This is a genomic window from Roseovarius sp. SK2 (genome assembly GCF_028807495.1).
GTDB lineage: Bacteria > Pseudomonadota > Alphaproteobacteria > Rhodobacterales > Rhodobacteraceae > Roseovarius > Roseovarius confluentis.
This window is the reverse complement of sequence record NZ_JARAMK010000027.1, coordinates 1-2,729: the sequence shown is the minus strand read 5'-3', so window position 1 is coordinate 2,729 and position 2,729 is coordinate 1. Positions and strand designations below refer to the sequence as shown.

Genomic DNA, 2,729 nt, shown 5'->3' with positions numbered 1-2,729 from the left:
CTCTGGGCTATCGCCCGCCTGCGCCAGAAGCCATAGTCCAGATGGACCAAAGGCCGATCATGCACTAACAATCAAATTGGACCACTTAGATGGGGCCGATCACTTGCGTGAGGCTGTGCAGGGCGTCCTTGATGCTCAAGAGAGTGGGGCCCGCGACATGCGTTTCCGAATGTACCGTGAGGGCAAGAGTAAGGTCTATCATTTGCCAGCATCCTGCGACGGAGTATTGCGCGGCTGAGCGGGAAAGAGACCCTGCAAGATTGCTCTCAAAGCCGCCTGCTCTTGGTCAGGCGCGAGGTTCTTTGCGCAATGTTCCGCCCTGAGTTTGGCACCGGACCTACCCGCGATAACCTGCCGGAGGGCATCCGCTTGGGCCGCGAGGGTTTCGGTCTCGGCGGGAACCCAGCAGTGCGCGGGATCAAGCCCGGCATCGGTGCAGTTTCTTCGGGTTGCAACGATGGGGATCCCGTTACGTGCGGCATGCCGAAGACTGTAAGACGTGGTGCCGGCGCGTCCCGTGTCCAGCCATGCGATTGCATGTTGAATAGAGCAGTTCTCGGACAGGATTCCCGCTGCGTGTATCTCGACATTTGCGGGGATGTACTGGCGCCGCCGGATCTTTCCTGTCGGTCGTGTCAGCAAGAGACGAAAGCGCGTTTCCGGCATCGTGGCTGCGACAGCACAAAATCGGTCGGTCGCCGGATCATTCTCGTCGGTGGCAGCCCCCAAGACGGTGGCGCCCGCCCCCTCTAGAGCCGTCTCTTCACGCGCCTCTGGTGCTTGGCTGACCATCGGAAGATGAAGGAAGCGCGCTGCCTCTGCCGGGTCGGTGACGGCGTATCTTTTCCGTAGTTCCGCAAGGAAGTCCGCGGACTCGGACCAGATACCGCTGAGTTGGTTGAAGCAACGATACGTCATGTATGCAGCCGGGTCAGCATGTGCGCCCCCGGCTGAGGGGCCGGTCCAAGCATGGAGCGCCATGCTTTTGGATAGCTGCCGCCCAAAATACAACACAGTGTTCCATGCGATGGGTGTGTCCGTGAAAATGCATGCCGTGCAGCGCAGCGTCCGCAAAAACTCTGTCAGCACACGCGCCATGCTCAAGTCGTCGAGTTTCGCGCAAAAATCACAGAGCGAGATGACGCGAACGCCGGCCGGATACCGTGACGCTTCCAGAAGTGGATATGCGGTGCCGGTTTGCAAAACGATGATTTCATCTGCGGGTACGACATCGCAAAGCACCTTGACGAAGGCTGTTGTCGGCGCTCCATCCAGGTTACTGGCCAGTCCGTTTTCGATCAGAACAACACGGGCACGTCGAAACGCCGCTGCCTTTTGCAGCCGAAAAAGCGAGACAATGCGCGACACGACACGGTCGGTGGAGAAGGGCAGGATCCTGGGCGACATGGCGGCCGACCAGCTTTTTGCAATCAGCGGATCGTGGCTTGCCGCCTTTTCCACCATCTCGCCCAGTTCTCCTGTTTCCAGACTGGCGCGCAGATCATCGCTTCGCTGGCGAAGATGTGCGAGGGCGTCGTTCGGGGATATCTCCAGAATTTCAGCCAGGGCTGGAAAGTCGTGGAAGGGCGCTGCAGTATGATTCTCACCCGTGTTTTGGGACAGATAGTGGCCGAAGGGTGTCAATTCGCTCGTTGCGGCTTCGGGACAGCGTGCGATGTAGTGGTCGTCGGAAAACCAGGGCGCCGGGTTGCGTTGCTGGGTCTTGGATCGGGCCTCTCTCATGTAGTGCGCGATCGGGTTCAGCGCCGTGTTGGCTATATCTGGATTTTCGGCAAAGTAGTAAGCCGGATCAAACTCGGTTCGCAAAAGCGCGTATTCCTCTGCATAATCCTTGGGCTGCGGCGCGGTTCTGGCGGCTTGTGAAAGCGAGTTCAGCGGCTCGGGCAGATGCGAGGGATTCGGCACGGATGCGCCAAGCACTGACAGGTAGGTGTCACCCAGCGATACGATGCGTTTGTTCAGCGATCCGGTGTCTGATGGATTAGGTGCAGGCTGGCTTTCCGTGACAAGGAAACGATCACGCAGCCGGGCAATGAATGATTTCAGCCTCAACTGGGTCTCCTCGTACGAATGCACTTTCTGCTGTGGGCGACTTCCGACCTGCGTGCCGGTTGGCGAAAAACGACGTGCTGGTTTGTTTTTTTGAGTCTAACGGCAAAGGCCCTGTTTTGCATAGAGAGCATCCATGCGATTGATCCAGCCATCGGCAAAGGCGTGCCGGGCGATGCGATGTCTGGAGGTGGGTGGGCCTTACGTCGCGGTCAAGATGGCGTGTCAAGCAGAAGTCGCCATGGCGTTTGGCCCGGCCTGGACGGCCGGACCAAGCTGGTCGTGATCAGTAACGGTAATGCTCGGGCTTGAACGGCCCTTCCGGCGTGACGCCGATGTAAGAGGCCTGTTCAGGCGAAAGCTGTGTCAGCTTCACGCCGATGCGGTCCAGGTGCAGGCGCGCGACCTTTTCGTCCAGGTGCTTGGGCAGGATATAGACCTTGTTCTGGTATTCGCCGCCGTTCTTCCACAGCTCGATCTGCGCCAGAACCTGGTTGGTGAAGCTGGCTGACATCACGAAAGACGGGTGGCCGGTGGCGTTGCCGAGGTTCAGCAAGCGCCCTTCGCTGAGCAGGATGATGCGGTTGCCCGAGGGCATCTCGATCATGTCGACCTGTTCCTTGATGTTGGTCCACTTGTGGTTCTTCAGGCTGGCGACC

At 59.0% G+C, this 2,729-nt stretch carries 2 protein-coding genes; both read right to left on the bottom strand.

Features of this window, described 5'->3' with window-relative positions; genetic code table 11:
- Positions 1-198 precede the first annotated feature (198 nt).
- A complete protein-coding gene (locus PVV74_RS22735; protein ID WP_274594782.1) occupies positions 199-2,073 on the bottom strand; it encodes a hypothetical protein in 1,875 nt (624 codons plus the stop codon).
- 283 nt (positions 2,074-2,356) lie between these two features.
- The coding region (locus PVV74_RS22730; protein ID WP_274594781.1) for an adenosylhomocysteinase at positions 2,357-2,729 on the bottom strand (373 nt) is incomplete at its 5' end.